Below are 16330 nucleotides of genomic sequence, written 5' to 3'. Positions count from 1 at the left end.
CCGAGGCGCCCCCGAGCTGGGTGAAGGAGGAGTTGAACAGCCCGAGACCGGTTCCGGTGAAGACAGCAGCCATGGAGTAACCCTTTGATCCGTATGGTGGGGGCGATATCCGCCCGCTCTGATACCTTCCTTGTCCGGGCTGCCGGGAAATTGTTTAGGGCCAATTGACGATAGGACGCCGCCAGCCAAGATCGTGCTTGGGCAGGCTGCAGGCTTGTGGCATACTGCGCGGCCCTCGATGGACCGCTCCAGCGATCCGTCGAGGGCACATCTCCATGGTGGCCCCGTCGGCCCCTCGCGACGCTAGATCGAAAACCCCGCCAGGGCCGGAAGGCAGCAACGGTATCGGTCGATGCGGGCGCCGAGGTCAGCCGGCGGGGCCATCGCCATTCATGGGCTTCGCTCACGCATTCTCCAAGGCTGCGCTCGTGCTTCCGCACGCCGCCTTGCCTGTGGGGATCCCAATCGATTCGCGTGCGGCAACAGAGGGGCTGCCGGATGCCTAGGACTAATGCGCGTCCTGCGACTGCGGATACAGCCACTGCGCGTCGCCGTCGATGTAGCGCTCGTGCTTCCAGATCGGCACGCGGGATTTCACTTCGTCGATGATCCAGCGGCAAGCGGCGAACGCGGCGTCGCGATGCGCGGCGCTGACGCCGACCCAGACTGCAAGGTCGCCCACCTCAAGATCACCGATACGATGCATGCAGGCGGCGTCGGCAATGGCGAAGCGTGCCAGCGCCTCGTCGAGGATGCGCTCGCCCTCCGCTTCGGCGAGCGCGCGATAGGACTCGTAGCGCAGGCCGGTCGCGGCGCGGCCATCGTTGTGGTTGCGGACCCAGCCCTCGAAGCTGGCGTAGGCGCCGGCTTCGGCGCGCAGCAGGCCCGCGCGCAGGGGCGCGATGTCGAACGCGTCTTCGGCGATCGCGAATCGCGCCATGCCCGAAAGGTCCTCAGGTCAACGCGGCGAGCATCGCCACGACCGGGCGCGCAGACGGGCGGCCGTGCTGCCAATCGCCGCCTTCGACACCGCTACCGCCAATGTCGATGTGCGTGAACGCGAGCGGCTGCGACGCATCGGTGCCGTGGCGATCCAAACCGGAGGCGATGGCGAGGAAAGCCATCGGGAACTGGTGGCCGCGCGGCGTAGCCGAGGACGGCAGGTTGTTGCACGACAGCAGGTCGTCGGCGCGACTGCGCGGCGCGACGAAATCGTAGTCCTCGCGACGCAGGCGCGAGACCTCGAAGGGATCACCCCACTGGTCGCCCTGCTTCGACAGCGATTCGGCGACGCCCGCTGTGCGCGCCGGACCATTATCGAGCGCGATGTTGTAGGGACCGACCGCACGATTGGCGTGGCCGGTCAGCGTGGCGACGCTGAACAGGCGCGGCGCGGTGGCCTGCAGCGCGTCCTCGCGCAGGTGCGAGAGCAGGTCGGCCAGCACAAGGCGGCCTTCGGCATCGGTATTGCCGATGCGCACGCGCACGCCGGCGTGGCTGCGGATGATTTCGTCGGCGACGAAGCTGTCGGGGCCGATGGAATTGCGGACGACGCCGAGCTCGGCGATGACCTTCACCCCCGTCAGGCCGAGGCGCGCGACCGCGAGCACGAAGCCCGCGACCGCCGCAGCGCCGCCCTTGTCGCGGCTCATGCCGGCCATGTGGCCATCGGTCTTGAGATCGGCGCCGCCGGTGTCGTAGGTCAGGCCCTTGCCCGCGAACAGCAGCGTGCGTTCGACCGTACCCTGCGGCGCGTATTCGAGACGGACCACGCAGGGACGGTGACGCTCGACTTCGAGGCTGGCGCGCGCCACGGCGCTGAGCAGCGGGTAATCGCGACGCAGCGCGTCCTGGTCGCTGTTGACCGACACGTTCACCGACGTTTCGCGGAAGGCGTCGACGCAGTACTGCGCGAACTTCGGCGGCGCCATGCGCTCCGGATCGGTACCGGCCAGATCGCGGGCAAGACGCATCCCGGCATCGACCGCTTCGACCCAGGCCGCATCGGCCTCGCCGAACGCGCCATCGAGCACGGAAAAGCCGATCGATGCCACCGGCTCGGCCGACGCGCCCAGGGCTTCGCGCGCTTCCAGCGGTTCCCACAGCCCGCCGATCGCGGCCAGCGCGGCGACGCGCGCGGCATTGCGATGGCGGTCGTCGGCCGGCGGCGGCGCCAGCACGACCAGCGGCGCGCGTGCGCCGGCATCGCGTGCACGGCGGACACCAGCCTGCGCGGCTTCGGTGTAGCGACGCACATCGTCGTGATCGCGAAGCACCGGGCCGGTCGGCGCAAGGATCACGCGCCCGCCGGGGGCATCGGCGCTGGGCACAAGCGAGATCGCATGCGCGGCCTGTGCATCGACGGCGCTCGCGGTCGCGAAAGCACGGGAAATCAGGGGGTGGGCGACGGCAGGCAGGTCATGGGCGACCACGACGAGGGCATCATGGCGCGCCGGGTCGGCGAGCACGGAATCGAGGTCGGTGACGGCGTGCAGACGGGTCATCAGTCGGAGCTCATGCAGCTGAAACGGGACCGCAAGGCTACCCCATCCGCGATGTGGATCACAGAAGGTGCCCTGGAACGCGGCGTTCAGGCCAAATCCTGCTCAGCCACCGGACACGGGCGGAATGAACGCCACTTCGGCGCCGTCGCGAGGACAATCCCGCCAATCGGCGAAGGCGCCATCCATCGCGACCCGGACGCGCTCGATCGGCAATGCGAAGCCGTGACGTTCGCGCAGATGTGAGTACAGGGCCGCCAGGTCGCCCTCGTGATCGACCGCCTCGCTGTCGCGGGCGGCGGCATCGCGCAGGCTGGCGAAATACAGCACGGTCACGCGCGCCATCAGGCAGGCTCCGCGATCGTGCCGACATCGCGCTTGCCGCCGCGCTTGCCGCGCAGCTTCGCCGGCCCCAGCACGATGGCGTGCGACAGCGCCTTGCACATGTCGTAGACGGTGAGCGCGGCAATGGTCGCGCCGGTCAGCGCTTCCATCTCGACGCCCGTCCGATGCACCGTCTTGACCGTGCAGACGATCTCCAGCTCGCGATCGCTGCGCCATGCGATGGCGAAGCGGATGCCGTCGATCGGCAACGGATGGCAGAACGGGATCAATTCGTGAGTGCGCTTGACCGCCAGAGTGCCGGCGATGATGGCCGTGTCGACCACGCCGCCCTTGGCGCTTTTCAGGCCATTGCGGTGCAGTTCGGCGGCGACCGCTGCGGGAAACTTCACCCGGCACTCCGCAGTCGCGGCGCGCGCGGTGGCGACCTTGGACGACACATCGACCATGGCCGGGCGGCCGTCGGCGTCGAGATGGGTGAGTCGTGAATCCGTGCTGCGTGAACGCGTGTTCAAACGGCGATTCTCCATTGCAGGCCATGGCCCGGGTCGGGTGGCGCGAACAGGAAATGCAGGACGCGCCGGCCATTCGGCCGCAACGCGCGGGACGATGCGTGCAGCACCAGTGGCCGCATCAGCCACAGATCGCCTGGTGCCGCGACGCAACTGCGTTCGCGGGCGGATTTCGGGACGTCCGCAATCGCTGCAAACGGCAGGCGACCGGCGCGGTGCGAGCCCGGCACGATCCGCAGCGGCCCATCGTCCTCGCCGCAGATGTCCAGATGCAGACGCACCGCGAGCAGATCGGACAGCAGCGCTTCCGGCGGCTGCACGTAGAGGCCATCGGGCTTCGACGACCATCCCGTGAGTGCCGGATGCTCGACGCGAGCAGCGACCGGCACCGACAGATCCTGGTGGTAAGGCACTTTCCAGTTGCAATCGGCGGTCTTGCGGAAGAGCGTGCACTGGACCGCAACCGACTCTGCAGCCAAGACGCCTGCCGCATGCAAGCGACGCCGGATGGGTGCGACAAGCCGGGCGCACCAGGGTTGCCACAGGAGATCGCGCGCACCGGCCAGACCATCCTCAAGCGCATCGTCGACCGGCAGGGTCGCAAGCAGATCCCAGGAAAGCCCGGACTCCAGGCGAATCGCACCATCAACGTCCAATTGCGCCGCCGTCATGCCTACCCGCCGATCAGGAACATTTCGACGCGTCGCTGCGCGTCGCGGGTTTCGCCGCGCACTTCGCTGTAGCGGTCGGCACGCGCGCGCCAGAGCGAGGCGAGGCGGGAGACGAAGGCCGCGTCGTCGTCGAGATCGGGGCGCAGGTCGGTGCCCTCGGCGGCGAACAGGCAGGTGTAGAGGCGACCGTCGGCGGAGACGCGGGCGCGATGGCAGTCGCCGCAGAACGGTGCGGTGATCGAGCTGACGAAGCCGACCTCACCCGCGCCATCGTCGAATCCGTAGCGGGCCGCGACTTCGCCGCGATAGTGCGGATCGAGCGGATGCAGGGGCCAGCGCGCATGGATGGCGTCGCGCAGCGCCTGCGACGGCACCACCCGTTCCATCGACCATGCGTTGCAGGTCCCGACGTCCATGTATTCGATGAAACGCATCGTGTGCCCGTGCGTGCGCGCGAATTCGACCAGTGGCAGCACCTGGTCGTCGTTGACGCCGCGCTGCACGACGCAGTTGAGTTTGGTCCGGGTGAAACCGGCCTCGCGCGCCGCATCGAGGCCGCGCAGCACGTCGTTCAGGGCACCACGCCCACCGGACAATGCGACGAAACCCGCCGGATCGAGGGTATCGAGGCTGACCGTGAGCCGGTGCAGCCCGGCCTCGCGCAGCGCGCGCGCCTGCGCGGCGAGCAGGCTGCCGTTGGTGGTCAGCGCGATGTCGTCCAGCCCATCGAGCGCGGCGAGTCGGGCGATCAGCTCGGGCAGGCGCTTGCGCAGCAGCGGTTCCCCGCCGGTGATCCGCAGCTTGCGCACGCCGACGCGCACAAAACCGCGCACGAGGCGCTCGATCTGATCGAAGGACAGCCGCGAGGCCGCATCCAGGCCATGGTCCTCAGGCACGCGGTCGGCCGGCATGCAGTACGGACAGCGGAAATTGCAGGCCTCGATCACCGACAGACGCAGGTCTCGCAGCGGCCGACCCAGCGCATCGCGCGGGTGGCTCTCGGCCTGCGGATCGGGATGCGGCACGGCGTTCATGGCTCAGGCGGAAGTCGTCGATGCCGATGAAGAGGCGACAGGCACGGAATCGGGTGCGACCTCTTCGGGCACGAAGGGTTCGGCGCGCGCGGCGGTCGGCTCGGCCAACGCCACGCACTCGCCCGGCGACGCCACGCGATGGCCGCGCGCGCGCAGCGCCTCGCCTTCGGCAGCGCCGACATAGTGATAAAGGATGCAGCGGTCGAGCAGTTCGCCTGGATACTCGCGCTCGAGATCGGCGATGCCGGTGTGCGAGGGATTGCCGCGCATCGCGCAGTCATGGGCAACCTGCTCGCCCTCGCCTGCCATGACGGCCAGGGTTTCGGGAATCGGCCGGGTATCACCAGTCCAGACCACGCTGCCGCGCAGACGCAGGCCGTAGGCGGTGCGCGGCCAGTGGTGGCGGGCCTCGAAGGTCTCCAGGCGCACGCCGTCGTGCCAGAACGCGTCGCCGACCGGGATCACCTGGAACGCGTCCCAGAAGTTCGCTCCGCCTTCGGCCAGCGCATTCGGATAATCGCCGACGCGCTGGTGCAGCAGCGGCACCACCGACGCGGGCACGTAGACACGGACGCGTCCGCAGCGCGACGGGTCGAAATAGCTGTCGACGAACAGCCGCTCGAAGCCGGCGACATGGTCGAGATGGGTGTGGGTGATGAACAGCGCGCGCGGCGCTTCGCCGTAATGGGCGAGATATGCGGTCAGGCCTTCGGCGCCGCAGTCGATGGTCAGCCAGGGCCGGCCATCGCGTTCGATCGTCGCCATCGCCGAGCCCAGTTCGACCGACGAGGCGTTGCCGACGCCGTGGAATCGCAAAGCCCAACTCATCTCGATGACACCCTCTCGCTGCGCGGACGATGGCAGCGCTGCGTCATGTGCCGCGCTGCCAGTGCGCATCGTACGCGCTGCGGAGTCGCGCGTAATCCCTTTCGACTTCGGCGACATCGCGGGCACCGCTCAGTTTCAAGAGCGAACGCTGCAGCCGCGCCAGGTTCCGCTCGCGCCAGGCGGTGGCGGGAATCCGCCACTGGCCACGATCGAGGTCGATGATCCAGCCCCGACCTGCATCGTCGAACAGCAGGTTGTGGGCGTTGAGGTCGGCGTGATCCAACCCGGCACGGTGCATCCGCGCGATCAGCTGGCCGGCGAGGTCCCACGGCGCTTCGCCGCCACGCGCTGTGGCCAGGTCGGCCAGCGAGGCCACGCCGCAGAGGCGTTCGAGCAGGATCCCGGCCCGGTAACGCAGGCCCTCGCGCCAGTAGATCGCGGCGACCGGGCGCGGCACCGGCAGTTTCCGGCGCAGGGCCTCGCGCAGCAGACGGAACTCCGCGAAGCTGCGGGCCCGCTCCGCGCCGTGCCAGAGGAAGCGGTCGCGGCTGAACTTCGCGGCCACGCCGCCGCGCAGGTAGTGACGCAGCACCATCGCCCCGAGCGGCACGCCACCCGATGCTGCATCGATGAACCAGGCGCCGCCGCGTCCGCCGCTGCCGACCACTCGGGCGTGCTCGCCCCACGAGGCAGGATCGAACCATGCCGGGTCGGCAGCCTTGAGCCCGGCTTGCCGCAAGCGCTCCAGGTCGAACAGAATGGCGCCGGTCAGGGCCGCACCCGCCGCAGCCCCGCCTCCGCGCACTGCGCGGAACGGCATCAGGCTTTCGCTGGCATCGAAGGCGACCATCACTCCCGAGTCTAACAATTGCGCGCGACAACTCCCCCCTCGATCTGCCTCCTGCGCCTGTCCGCGCTTGGCGATGTGACCCACGTCCTGCCGCTGATCCACACCCTGCGCCGGGCCTGGCCCGATGCACCGATGACCTGGGTGATCGGCCGGGCCGAGCAGAAGCTGCTCGACGGCCTGCCGGGGGTCGAATTCGTGGTCTACGACAAGAAGACCGGCCTGGCCGGCATGCGCGCCCTGCGCCGCGGCTTCGCCGGCCGGCGCTTCGACGTGCTGCTGCAACTGCAGGTATCCGCGCGGGCGAACCTGCTGTCGGCTTTCATACCGGCCAAGCGCCGCATCGGCTACGACCGCTCGCGTTCGAAAGAGCTGCACGGCCTGTTCATCAACCAGCGCATTCCCGACCGGCCCGGCATCCATGTGCTCGATGCCATCGGCAGCTTCTGCGAGCCGCTGGGGCTGCCGCGCGCCGAGGTGACCTGGGACCTGCCGGTGCCGGACGAGGCGCATGCCTGGGCGCGGGCACAGTGGCCCGACGACGGGCTGCGGACATTGGCGATCTCGCCCTGCTCCAGCCATGCCCTGCGCAATTGGCGGCCCGAGCGCTACGCGGCCGTGGCGGACCACGCCCGCGGTCAGGGCTGGCGGGTGGTCCTGCTGGGTGGCCGCAGCGCGCTCGAGCGCGAGACCACCGACGCCATCCTCGCCGCGATGCGCCCGGTCGCGCCCGGCGACGCCGTGCTCGACCTGGTCGGCAAGGACACCCTCAAGCAGCTGCCCGCCCTGCTGGCGCGCGCCGATCTGCTGATGACCCCCGATTCCGGGCCGATGCACATCGCCAACGCGATGGGTACGAAGGTGCTGGGCCTGCACGCCGCGAGCAATCCGCGCCGCAGCGGGCCGTACTCGGACATCCGCTTCTGTGCGGATCGCTACGACGATGCCGCGCGCAAATATCTGGGCAAACCCGCCAGTGCGCTCAAATGGGGCACCAAGATCGAGCACGAAGGCGTGATGGACCTGGTCACGGTCGACGACGGCATCGCCGCGTTCGAGCGCTGCCGGGCCAACCTGGCCTGAGCCGCCTGCGCGGGACAGAAGCCGCGCTCCGGGCACAAAAAAACCGCCTCGCGGCGGTCGCTTCTTTCGATACTGCTGTCGCGGCGGGGCCTTCCGTGGCTCCCGCACATCGACCCGGGTTCTGCCCATCACTCCATGCGATGGTGGGATTCCTTCCCTGCGAACCGCATCCTGCGTCGAACCCTCCGCGGCGGGCATCCCGCCCTCCGCGTCGCCCCGAGGGGCGAATGCACGCGGCACCTCCTTGTGCCTTCGGCTAACCGGCGAGCCGGTCATTCCGGGATCCCTGTCGCCTTTCGGCGAGAAACGGGATGCCTGACGTGCAGGGCAGACATTACGCATCGATTCAGTCGGAGGGAAGATGCCCCCCGCTCCGATTTCGGCCACTATTGGTAGCGACCACTCGAAAACACCGGAGATTTCTCATTAAATCGTACAACCCGCTACCAATAGTGAACTGGCTTGGGTGAATATCACTATCGGGGTGAGTATTCCTGTCAACCTGAATTCTGTGACGGAATACGTAGTCATTTCCCGCCCCGGCCCACGGTACGGGCATCCGGGCAACGCGGCCCGGCCAGCGACGCTCAGGGGGCCGCGTGGCCCGAGCGGTAGTCCTCGTAGGACTTCTCCTCGACATAGGCCGAGCCCAGCGCGAGGTTGATGTCTTTCTTGATCCGGGCGCGCTCGTCGTTCTCGAAGTACACGCTGCGCGCCAGACGGATGAACTCGTCGTCGAAGGCCTGCGCCTTCTCCTTGAGGCGGATGTCGTCCTCGATCACCCACAGCCGCTCGTTCACGGCCTTGAGGTCGGCACGCAGACGCACGATGTCGTGCCCGGCCGCCGGGTGCGCCATCCAGGTCCGCTCCAGGGCCGACAGCTCGTTGCGCACGTTGGCGAGCTTCGCCGGGTCGGACATGCGCTCGGACTTGATCTGGAGGATGGCGATCTTGTCGAGGAGTTCGCCGAAGGACACGGGGACGGAGATTTCGGACATGGCGGGAAGCGGCAGTGAGGGTTTCGGGGGCGATCAGTGTACGCGTCTTGTGATCCGGGGCCCTGCCTCGTATGATGGCGGCCCCGCGACGAGGCCCGCCTCATCGCTGCCCCTTCGGAGAGGTGGCAGAGCGGTTGAATGTACCTGACTCGAAATCAGGCGTACGTGAATAGCGTACCGAGGGTTCGAATCCCTCCCTCTCCGCCAGAAACGCAAAGCGCCCCGCAAGGGGCGTTTTGCGTTTCTGGCGGAGAGGGAGGACTTGATGAGACCCCTCGGTTCGACACATCGGCAGGATTGCCGATGTGGACGGCGAAGCCGCCCGAAGGGGCGAGACGGGAATTCGCGTGGCACTGCCACGCGCCGTCGAGCGCCCGTGCAAGCGCACGGGCCGGAAAGGCACATGGATGTGCCGAGTCAATCCCTCCCGAACGGCCCCGCAAGGGGCGTTTTGCGTTTCTGGCGGAGAGGGAGGGATTCGGATTCTCCGGTGCGTCCGCTCCGCAGGACTGCCGATCAGCACAACCGCCCGTGGTCACCCGCGCTGAGTGGCATGAACCCGACCAGACCCGCACAGACCATCCCACGCATGGATGATTGCTTTCGCGCGCGGCGTCCGGTTTCATCGCGGGATTGCGTATCTCCCCAACGACTATGGCTGACTCCCTACCCCACGGCCCCCGCATGATCGAATTCGGGCACCTGACCCACGCCGGCTTGCGTCGCGAGCTGAACGAGGACACCTATTACGGTGACAGCGATCTCGGCCTGTGGCTGGTAGCCGATGGCATGGGCGGACATGAGTACGGGGAAGTCGCCAGCGCGCTGGCGAGGGAGACCATCGTCCGCGAGATCCGCCAGGGCACGACCCTGGCGCAGGCGATCCGCACCGCCGACGAGGAAATCATCCGCGCGTCGCGCCAGCGCAGCGATGCGCTGCCGATGGGCACCACCGTCGTCGCGCTGCGCATCCTCGGCAATCGCTTCGAAGTGGCCTGGGTCGGCGACAGCCGCGCGTACCTGTGGCGCGACGGCACCCTCGCCCAGCTCTCGCACGACCACAGCTATGTGCAGGAGCTGATCTCGCAGGGCGCGATCACCGTCGACCAGGCGCGCACGCATCCGCACCGCAACGTGGTCACGCAGGCGCTGGGCGTGACCGATCCGCAGAACCTCAACGTCGAAACCCTGTCGGGCGAGCTGCGCCCGGGCATGCAGTTGCTGCTGTGCAGCGACGGCCTGACCGAGGAAGTGGACGACGCCAGCATCTCGCAGGTGCTGTCGCACACCGAATGCAGCGCGCAGGAATGCGTCGATGGCCTGGTCGATGCCGCGCTGGACGGCGGCGGATCGGACAACATCACCGTGATCCTCGTCCGCCGGATCTGATTCCGGCCACGGTCGGGGCCAGGAGCGACCAAGACCCGACGTCAGAACCTCACGCAGGTCGTGCCGCGCTCGCGCAGCACCGATTCCTGCGCGAAGCGGCGCTTGTATTCCACGATGACTTCCTCGATCGCGCGGCGCGCGGTCGCATCGCCCGTGTGCAGGATCGTCACGACTTCCGAGGGCTCGCGCTCGATGGCGCCATCGCCGCCGCGCCATTGGCCGGTGCCGGACACGATGGTCAGGCCATCGGGAAAACGCGGCGTCAGCACGTCATCGACGAAGGTGCGCCATTGCGCGTCGTCGACGGTGCCGCCATCGGGCCGGTGGCGGCCGAAATACAGGATGTCGCGGGTCATCGCCACATCGCCGGGATCGCAGCCGGCCGTCGCAGCACCCGCGACCGGGACACTGCGGCAGCCGGCCATCGCGAAGGCCATCGCGCACAGCAGCGTGCCGATGGTCGCGGCACACGATCGCCTCATCCCTTGCACCGGGGCAGCGCGCGGCGGATCTCATCGTCGCCGGTGACTTCGCAGGCCCATTCGATCTGGCCGGTCGAGGCGTTCGCGGTCGGGCGCAGCACGATGGCGCCGTCCTTGCCGAAGCGTTCGTCCAGCGCCACGGTCACCACGCCCTGCCCGCCCACCGTGACCGTGCGCACGGCGCCGCCACGCATGTCGGCGGGCGGCGGCAAGCCGGCTTCTTCGGCATCCTGCGGCCATCGCGCGTTGGTCATGTGGTACTCGGTCAGGGCGACACGGAACATCGTCACACGCTGCACCGCGTCGGCGATGAGGGCGCGTCGGTCCATTTCGCTCGCCTGCGCCGCCATCGTCTCGCGCGCGCTGTCGACGCTGCGTTGTACCGATGCCTCCACCTCCGCAGCGACTTCGCGGGCTTCGGCCCGGGCCTTGCCCAGGTCCACCTGCGCTGCGCCGGCGACATCATCGGCTGGGTCTACCTGGCGCGGCTGGACGATGAAACGGTCGTAGGCCAGCAGGGCGAGGAAGCCGCCGATGAGCACGGCGGCGAGCGTGAGCAGGAACTGTTTCATGCAGGAAGATCCCTGGTGAAGCGGAAAATGGGGCAGCGATGATGCGCGCAGTGAGATCGAAGCGAAGCTCCGGCAAGCGGTGAGATCGTCAGCCCGCCGGAGGCGTGGCTGCAGGCGCGACGAAATCGAGGTTCACGCCGAACTCGCACACGATGGCGGGATTCGAGACCATTCGCGGGTCGTCGGACGCGAACTCCGAGTCGCCTGCGGGGTAATCCATCGGATGCGGATCGGGCGGACACAGCACCACCGGGCCACGCGTCTTGCCGTCCGCCGCCAGCGCGCCACCGCGCCAGTCGCTGATCGCACCGCCGTAGTCCCATTCGAAACCGAGGAACTTGAACGGCCGGCCGTTCTTCGCCTGCAGATCGGTGCTGGTCATGCCCAGGCGCACGCCGTCGGCGCGCACCCAGATGCTCTTGGGGCCACGGACGAACAGCGCCTGCGGGCGGCCGGATTCGTTCAACCACACTTCGATGCTGCGCTCGGGATCGTCCGGATACAGGCGCCAGCCCGGCGAGGTCTCGCCCTCGGCACCGTTGAGCTCTTCGGCGATCACCTGCGCGGCGCCGAGGCGCGCCTGCGCAGTCGCCAGCGTGTCCTCGGGACGCAGCAGGGATTCGAGCGCGGGCACCGTCTCGACCGCGGACTGTGGCGCCTCGGGTGTCGCCTTGACTGCAGGGGCCGTCGCAGCCTCGGGTGCGGCGGACGGCGAGGCAGGCGCGGCATCGCCGGATTCGCTGCAGGCGGCCAGCGACAGGCAGACCAGCAGCATCGTGAACAGACGCATGGACATCGTCAGGATCCTCCCTTCGAGATGGCCGACACGATACGACAAGCGCGCCTGTCGCGGCGAACCTCGCGGGCACGGGAACGCCCCGCCGGGCCACGCTGTCCTGCCGGGCATGCGTTCCACGTTGCTGCGTGGGTCGGCGACTTCACCGGATGTCCCGTTCGATCCACACTGCGTTCAATCCCCCGTTCGACCAACTCATGGAGAAAAGCATGCGTCGGATGATGATCCTGGCGACTGGAATCGCCGCACTGGCCCTGGTGGCCTGCAACCGCGAAACACCCGCAGGCAGCGAAACCGCTGCGGCCCCATCCGCCAGCGCAGCCGCACCGGCCGCAACGCCCGGCCCGGACGAGGAGATCGAACAGCTCAAGGCCGTCACGCCGCTCGACGCCTGCGCGACGCTGACCCAGGACAAGCTCAAGGCGGTCTATCCCGATCTCACGTTCACCGTGCAGCAGACCGTCGCACCCCAGATGAGCGGCTACATGTGGGACTCCCGCTGTTCGTATCGCGCCGGCGTCGGCACCATCGAATTCGCCAAGGACGCCCCGACGCATTCGGTCGACATCATGATCGGCACCGTCGTTTCCGAAGCCAAGGCGCAGGCCAACCTCGCCTCGCGCGCAGATCTGGCGAAGTCCACCAGCGGCTACCAGCCGCAGGCCGACCTCGGTGCGAACGCCTACACCATCTCCGACATCGGCATGGCACGGCTGTATTTCGTGAAAGGCCAGAGCGAGATCGAGATCGATGTCGCGGACCTCAAGACGCCGAGCGCGGAGAGGATCGCCAGGGCGGTCGCGCTCGCGAAGTCACTCTGAGCCATCAGCATCGCGGGAGGACGCGCTCGTCCTCCCGCCCGCAGTATCCGCGAAGCCGCCACGACTGCTGCCGCAGCGAACGGGTGATCAGAGCGATGCGTGATCGGCATCGACACCTGCCGGTGCGACGCCACTCCGAGGGGCCGCGCGATAGGCCCGATCCTCCCCCAGAAGACGAAGGAGCGCCTGGGCCAGCCGGCGTTCTTCCGGTGTTGCTGTTTTCACCGTACGCGCATCCTCGGCCGGCAGCGCGACGGGCCATGGATGACGGCGGCGCACGCGCAGCGCCACTGACTGAAGATCAGGATCGACAGCACGGTTGCGATACAGCAGTCGGGATGCGGCGGCTGTGCCGATCCGACGGGCTCAGCGTCTGTCGGGGGGCACGTACTCGAAGCTCGGGCCTGCGGTCATGCCGTCCTTCCACGGCGTGACCATCAATTCCAGCGCCTTGTACTTCAGGTCGTACATCAGCGGCACCGCCTTCATCAGCTCCGGCGGGCTGCCGTTGACCGCGTCGTGGATCGACTGCAGCAGGGTCATGTAGGTGCGGTTGAAGGCGAGCGTCTTCTCCTGCAGTTCCGAACCCGGCGGATAGTTCGCCATCTTCGGGTTCGGCTGCATGTTCCAGGCCGCATTCCAGTCCACCTCGACCGGCGGACCGCTCGGCGGGTCCTTGGCCTTGTCGGTCGACTTGTACCGACGCTGGCACATGATCTCGTTGAAGCGGAAATAGTGCGCGTATTCGACATCCTCGCCGAACAACGTGCTGTCGGAATCGATGATCGTGCCGTTCACGCCCTCGCCCTGCCCGACGATCTCATCGATCGCGAGGATGGCGTCGTGCAGGCAGTGCACCGCGACCAGCTGACCGCCTCCGCCGTAGTAGTGATGCGGCTGCAGCTGCCGCGCCGGGTCGCCGGTGAAGATGCCGCCCGGCGTGGTGCGATCGAGATGGACCAGCGCGATCTTGAGCGACTTGTAGAACTGGCCGATGGTGTCCCAGTGGTCCGGCTGCGGCGGCGACACGCGCTTCGCGGGCTTCTCGATATCGAGGAAGACCTGGATCGCATCCTGGCCGAACTTCTGCAGCGGCACCAGGAAGAGGTCCGCCGAATGCGGCAGATAGGTCGGGTACTCGGGGATGAACTTCGGATGATCGATCGCCGGACGCCCGCCGATGGCATTGAGAATGTTGCACGCCAGCAGCATGTGCAGCATCTCCTCCATCACCACGCCCTGGATGTTCTGCGCAGCGAAGGTGTTGGTGCCGTCCTTGATCGAATACAGCGCGCACAGGTAGGTGGGAATGGTCGCGTGCTCGATCTCGATCGCGGTCTGCAGGTGCTCGCGCAACTTCTCCAGCGACATGAAACGACGCGCGGACTTGAGCGGGGCCTCCGCGCCTTCCGCGACGTTCGCCTCCTCGGCGGCGACGTCGTAGGTGAGCATCTGGCGCCTGCGCCCGCTGCGTGTTTCACGCAGGAGGGGTTTGGCCGACAGCGCGAGATCCTCTGCGTGCGGATGGGTGTCCTGTTCGGCATTCATGGCAGTCAACGCTCCAGATGCTGCAGCACGGCCTCGGCGGTCTTGAACGCGAGGGCGGTCATGGTGAGGGTCGGGTTCGACGTGCCGAGCGTCGGCATGTTGCCGCAGCCAGCGAGATAGAGATTCTCGTGATCCCAGGTGCGGCCGTTGGCGTCGACCACCGAGTCGTCCGGCGAACTGCCCATGCGGTGCGTGCCGACGATGTGTCCCGCGCCACGGAAGGTGTAGCCGCGTCCCTGCCAGGTCACGTAATCGGGCTCGGTCGGGCTGTACTCGGTGCAGTCGTCGATGCCGTTGGCGGCGAAGATCTGGTCGGACACATCCTTGGCCGCCTTGAACGACTTGCGCATGTAATCCGAGGCGTCGTAATGGATCACCGGACGGTAGTTGTCCAACTGATCCTTGTATTTCGGGTCGATCACCACCCGGTTGTCCGGATCGGGCGCCTGCTCGCATTCGAAATGCAGCAGCGCCTGGCGCGTGAGCCGCTCGTTGAGGTGCTCACGCAGGGCCTTGCCGAACATGCCGGCGCCGATCACGGCATTGGCCACGTCCGAACCCGGCGCGAAGGTCGGCCACGACCAGCCCCAGTTATCGATCGGCGAGATCCAGGCCGCGAAATCCTTGCGGAATTCGCCGTCACGGAAGGTCGGAATGTAGGTGGTGCAGCCCGGGCCGCGATACGGCCAGATCTTCTCGCGGAACAGGCCCCAGGTGAGCAGCACGAGATGGTCCATCAGGTTGCGCCCGACCTGGTCGCTGCGGTTCGCCGCACCGGAGGCCAGCAGGATCTTGGCGTTCTCGATCGCGCTGCAGGCCAGGATGTAGATCCTGCCGCGCGCGACCTGCGTGGTGTACTCGGTCGAATCCGGCTGCGCGTAGGTCTTGTAGACCACGCCTTCGATCTGGCGGGTATCCGGACAAATCAGCAGGGTCGATGCGACCGACTGGGTGATGATATCCAGCTGACTGCCATCCGCCTTGTTCAGCGTTTTCAGCGCGTTGTACTTCGCCTGCACCGGACAGATCGGCACGCAGCTGGAATTGCCTTCGCAGCGTTCGCCGGTGTACGGGTTCCACAGCGAACCCACGACCTGGTAGGTGCAGTCGCTGATGGTCAGCTGCAGGCGCTTTTCCTCTGCGTTCCAGACCGTCGTGCCGTAGCGGTAGGAGGGATTGGGAATCGAGTTGCGTCCCTGCGGCATGCTTACGCAGGTCACCGTGTACTGCAGGCCGTCGAGCGTCACCTGCAGGTTCTGGCTCTGCTGCATCCAGACGTGGTCCTGGTAGCTCTGCGGGATCTTGTACATCGGAAACACATAGCCGGGCCCGTAGTTCTGCGGCCCCATGTCCGGCCCGACCTGCGCGGCGACATCGCCGGAGACGCCGATCTCGTTCTCGGCCATCTCGTAGTACGGCACCAGGTCGGCATAGCTGATCGGCCAGTCCACGCCCTGCCCGTACAGCGTCTGCATCCTGAAATCGTTCGGCAGCATGCGCGGCACGTTGCCCAGCCAATGCAGCGTGGTGCCGCCGGGCGCGCGCAGGCAATCGCTGGCGAACGGCAGCGGCCCCATCTGCACGAAGTAGCCGGTGTCGTACGGCGTCTGCGCCTGGATCTGCAGCACGTCCGGCGACTGCGCGTCCTCGACATCGGGATATGGCGTGTTGGTCGCCTTGATCGTCGAGGCGTAGAAGGTCTGCAGGTACTGCTGGTAGTTCTCGTATGCGCGCTCGGGGTCGAGCGAGATGCCGGCTTCCAGACCGGCCTCCATCAGCAACACCCGCTTGCCGGCCTGGGTCAGGACCTTGGTCAGCACGCATCCGGCGATGCCGGAACCGACGACCACCACATCGTATTCGTTGCTCATCGTTACCTTCCAATGGCGCGGGCGTTGGCGACAAC

The 16330-nt window shown here is 67.6% G+C and carries 17 protein-coding genes, 1 tRNA gene and 1 other RNA gene; 5 read left to right on the top strand and 14 right to left on the bottom strand.

Going from position 1 to position 16330, the window contains the following annotated elements:
* The first annotated feature begins 284 nt into the window (after positions 1–284).
* Positions 285–381: signal recognition particle sRNA small type (gene ffs, locus ACFQ0E_RS12080), an RNA gene on the top strand.
* Positions 382–508: 127 nt separating this feature from the next.
* On the opposite strand, the gene ACFQ0E_RS12075 is transcribed toward ffs, so the two are convergent.
* The 8 genes from ACFQ0E_RS12075 to ACFQ0E_RS12040 form a co-directional block, all read right to left on the bottom strand.
* Positions 509–940, bottom strand: coding sequence for a molybdenum cofactor biosynthesis protein MoaE (locus ACFQ0E_RS12075; protein WP_386823974.1), 432 nt, complete (start codon positions 938–940; stop codon positions 509–511).
* A gap of 13 nt (positions 941–953) precedes the next feature.
* Positions 954–2504 (bottom strand): hypothetical protein, encoded by a 1551-nt coding sequence (locus ACFQ0E_RS12070; RefSeq protein WP_386823972.1) that lies wholly within the window; start codon positions 2502–2504, stop codon positions 954–956.
* A 102-nt stretch (positions 2505–2606) separates the two neighbouring features.
* A complete protein-coding gene (locus tag ACFQ0E_RS12065) occupies positions 2607–2849 on the bottom strand; it encodes a MoaD/ThiS family protein (RefSeq protein WP_386824127.1) in 243 nt (80 codons plus the stop codon).
* Entirely contained in the window at positions 2846–3358 is a 513-nt protein-coding gene (moaC, locus tag ACFQ0E_RS12060) for a cyclic pyranopterin monophosphate synthase MoaC (RefSeq protein ID WP_386823970.1), read from the bottom strand. The genes ACFQ0E_RS12065 and moaC overlap by 4 nt, the downstream gene beginning before the upstream one ends.
* Complete coding sequence (locus ACFQ0E_RS12055; protein WP_386823968.1) at positions 3355–4026, bottom strand: phytanoyl-CoA dioxygenase family protein; 672 nt, start codon at positions 4024–4026, stop codon at positions 3355–3357. The genes moaC and ACFQ0E_RS12055 overlap by 4 nt, the downstream gene beginning before the upstream one ends.
* A gap of 2 nt (positions 4027–4028) precedes the next feature.
* Positions 4029–5060: a GTP 3',8-cyclase MoaA gene (moaA, locus tag ACFQ0E_RS12050; RefSeq protein WP_386823966.1), complete on the bottom strand. Its 1032-nt coding sequence runs from the start codon at positions 5058–5060 to the stop codon at positions 4029–4031.
* Between the two features lie 3 nt (positions 5061–5063).
* Entirely contained in the window at positions 5064–5888 is an 825-nt protein-coding gene (locus ACFQ0E_RS12045) for an MBL fold metallo-hydrolase (RefSeq protein ID WP_386823964.1), read from the bottom strand.
* 43 nt (positions 5889–5931) lie between these two features.
* Entirely contained in the window at positions 5932–6738 is an 807-nt protein-coding gene (locus tag ACFQ0E_RS12040) for a 3-deoxy-D-manno-octulosonic acid kinase (RefSeq protein ID WP_386823962.1), read from the bottom strand.
* Positions 6739–6756: 18 nt separating this feature from the next.
* Between ACFQ0E_RS12040 and ACFQ0E_RS12035 the strand changes: the two genes are divergently transcribed.
* On the top strand, positions 6757–7818 hold the full coding sequence (locus ACFQ0E_RS12035; RefSeq protein ID WP_386823960.1) for a glycosyltransferase family 9 protein: 1062 nt from the start codon (positions 6757–6759) through the stop codon (positions 7816–7818).
* A gap of 587 nt (positions 7819–8405) precedes the next feature.
* On the opposite strand, the gene ACFQ0E_RS12030 is transcribed toward ACFQ0E_RS12035, so the two are convergent.
* Positions 8406–8816 carry a DUF6165 family protein gene (locus tag ACFQ0E_RS12030; protein WP_386823958.1) on the bottom strand — a complete coding sequence of 137 codons (411 nt, stop codon included), beginning with the start codon at positions 8814–8816 and terminating at the stop codon, positions 8406–8408.
* A gap of 116 nt (positions 8817–8932) precedes the next feature.
* On the opposite strand from ACFQ0E_RS12030, the gene ACFQ0E_RS12025 reads away from it, so the two are divergent.
* Positions 8933–9023 (top strand) — tRNA-Ser (locus tag ACFQ0E_RS12025).
* 477 nt (positions 9024–9500) lie between these two features.
* On the top strand, positions 9501–10205 hold the full coding sequence (locus ACFQ0E_RS12020) for a PP2C family protein-serine/threonine phosphatase (protein ID WP_137853018.1): 705 nt from the start codon (positions 9501–9503) through the stop codon (positions 10203–10205).
* A 41-nt stretch (positions 10206–10246) separates the two neighbouring features.
* Here ACFQ0E_RS12020 and ACFQ0E_RS12015 read toward each other — a convergent pair whose 3' ends face one another.
* The 3 genes from ACFQ0E_RS12015 to ACFQ0E_RS12005 all read right to left on the bottom strand — a co-directional run bounded on the left by ACFQ0E_RS12015 (position 10247) and on the right by ACFQ0E_RS12005 (position 12055).
* The gene (locus ACFQ0E_RS12015) at positions 10247–10687 is read right to left on the bottom strand and encodes a DUF3574 domain-containing protein (RefSeq protein WP_386823955.1); all 441 of its coding nucleotides are present in this window, start codon (positions 10685–10687) and stop codon (positions 10247–10249) included.
* Positions 10684–11259, bottom strand: a complete 576-nt coding sequence (locus ACFQ0E_RS12010; RefSeq protein WP_386823953.1) for a pilin — start codon at positions 11257–11259, stop codon at positions 10684–10686. The genes ACFQ0E_RS12015 and ACFQ0E_RS12010 overlap by 4 nt, the downstream gene beginning before the upstream one ends.
* 88 nt (positions 11260–11347) lie before the next feature.
* Positions 11348–12055, bottom strand: a complete 708-nt coding sequence (locus ACFQ0E_RS12005; RefSeq protein WP_386823951.1) for a hypothetical protein — start codon at positions 12053–12055, stop codon at positions 11348–11350.
* A 209-nt stretch (positions 12056–12264) separates the two neighbouring features.
* On the opposite strand from ACFQ0E_RS12005, the gene ACFQ0E_RS12000 reads away from it, so the two are divergent.
* The gene (locus tag ACFQ0E_RS12000) at positions 12265–12876 is read left to right on the top strand and encodes a hypothetical protein (RefSeq protein WP_386823949.1); all 612 of its coding nucleotides are present in this window, start codon (positions 12265–12267) and stop codon (positions 12874–12876) included.
* A gap of 366 nt (positions 12877–13242) precedes the next feature.
* Here ACFQ0E_RS12000 and ACFQ0E_RS11995 read toward each other — a convergent pair whose 3' ends face one another.
* Positions 13243–14424, bottom strand: coding sequence for a ferritin-like domain-containing protein (locus tag ACFQ0E_RS11995; protein ID WP_386823947.1), 1182 nt, complete (start codon positions 14422–14424; stop codon positions 13243–13245).
* A 5-nt stretch (positions 14425–14429) separates the two neighbouring features.
* Positions 14430–16295 (bottom strand): GMC family oxidoreductase, encoded by a 1866-nt coding sequence (locus ACFQ0E_RS11990; protein WP_386823945.1) that lies wholly within the window; start codon positions 16293–16295, stop codon positions 14430–14432.
* Between the last annotated feature and the right edge of the window lie 35 nt (positions 16296–16330).

It is taken from the genome of Lysobacter brunescens, from assembly GCF_042677005.1.
GTDB classification, from domain to species: Bacteria; Pseudomonadota; Gammaproteobacteria; order Xanthomonadales; family Xanthomonadaceae; genus Lysobacter_I; species Lysobacter_I brunescens.
Note: the sequence above shows the minus strand (reverse complement) of the source record. Positions and strands in the feature narration are given on the sequence as shown.